The organism is Arsenicibacter rosenii (assembly GCF_001870735.1).
Taxonomy (GTDB): Bacteria; Bacteroidota; Bacteroidia; order Cytophagales; family Spirosomataceae; genus Arsenicibacter; species Arsenicibacter rosenii.
Window position 1 is genome coordinate 1 of sequence record NZ_MORL01000136.1, and the last position, 1,468, is coordinate 1,468.

Here is a 1,468-nt window from a genome sequence, read left to right on the forward strand (position 1 = left end):
CTTGTCCGGACCGGCCGTGCAGGAACCGTTCTGGGCATTACCGATCAACGTAAATGGGTATTTCCGATTCCGTTTAATGATATCGCTGCCGACCCTGATCTGGTTCAGAATCCAGGTTATTAACGTTTAACGTCAACAATAAAATAAGATGAGTCAGATGCAAAAACCGATTGGTATTTATTATGAGCATCCCGGGTGGTTTAAACCGCTGTTTGCGGAACTGGAACGGCGCGGGATACGCTATGAGCGCATTGATGCCTCCCGCCACCAGTACGACCCCGGTGCAACGGAAAGCCGGTATAGCCTGGTGGTGAACCGGATGAGTTCATCGGCCTATTTGAGGGGAAACGGACAGGGCATTTTTCATACCGCCGGCTATCTGACTCATCTTGAACGGATTGGCGTCAGGGTAATCAACGGAACGCTGGCAACCGGCATCGAAACCAACAAAGCCCGACAGCTTTCCTTACTCGCCGGACTCGGGCTCTCGTTTCCCGAAACCCGCGTAGTAAATCATGTTTCGCAGATTACAAAGGCTGCGGGAGCGCTCCGGTTTCCGCTGGTTGTCAAGGTAAACATCGGAGGGGCCGGAGCGGGTATTGTTCGTTTTGATACACCGGAGGGGTTGCAGGCAGCAGTTGATGCCGGACAAATTGATCTGGGCATCGATCAGACAGCCCTCGTACAGGAGTTTGTTCAGCCCCGGGGCGGGCACATTGTACGGGTTGAAACACTGAATGGCCGTTTCCTGTATGCCATGAAGGTATTTACGGCAGGTCAACGTTTTAACCTGTGCCCCGCAGAACTATGTGCAATCCCGGACGAACCAGCTGTTGACTTCTGTCTGACCGAAGCGCCGAAAAAAGGGATTCAGGTGGAAGCCTTCCGCCCTCCGACCCAACTCATCAACGATGTTGAACGAATTGTCAAAGCGGCCGGAATCGATGTCGGCGGTGTCGAGTACCTGGTTTCTGATGAAACAGGGGACGTGTTGTTTTATGACATCAACGCGCTGTCCAATTTTGTGGCTAATGCGGTTCAGGTTGTCGGATTTGACCCGTACGCCCGCTTTGTTGACTATCTGGAGGCCGAGATAGCAAGCGTACATTCTGCACCGGCGAAAACGAAAGATCCTGTTTTACCTTTAAATCTGGCGTGCATCCCATGAAATATGGCTATTGGTTACCGGTTTTCGGAGGCTGGCTCCGGAATGTTGACGACGAAAACATGCAGCCGGACTGGAGCTATGTAAAGCATCTGGCCCAGAAATCCGAAGACTGGGGGTATGCTCTCACCCTAATTGCCGAGCTGAACCTGAATGATATTAAAGGGGAAGAAGCGCCTTCACTGGATGCCTGGTCGACAGCCGCCGCACTGGCTGCCGTTACGAAACGGATTGAGCTCATGGTTGCCGTACGGCCTACGTTTCATAGTCCCGCACTACTGGCCAAACAGGCCGCTAATATTG

At 52.5% G+C, this 1,468-nt stretch carries 2 protein-coding genes; both read left to right on the plus strand.

The annotated features are described in order from the left end of the window. The first annotated feature begins 148 nt into the window (after nt 1–148). Nucleotides 149–1,168, plus strand: a complete 1,020-nt coding sequence (locus BLX24_RS30340; RefSeq protein ID WP_071506906.1) for an ATP-grasp domain-containing protein — start codon at nt 149–151, stop codon at nt 1,166–1,168. Then, nucleotides 1,165–1,468: LLM class flavin-dependent oxidoreductase (locus tag BLX24_RS30345; protein ID WP_143092929.1), on the plus strand; the 304-nt coding region annotated here is incomplete at its 3' end. The genes BLX24_RS30340 and BLX24_RS30345, both read left to right, overlap by 4 nt.

Excerpts from the sequence above, each read along its gene's own strand:
- BLX24_RS30340 (WP_071506906.1), top strand. The coding sequence starts at position 149 with ATGAGTCAGATGCAAAAACCGATTGGTATTTATTATGAGCATCCCGGG.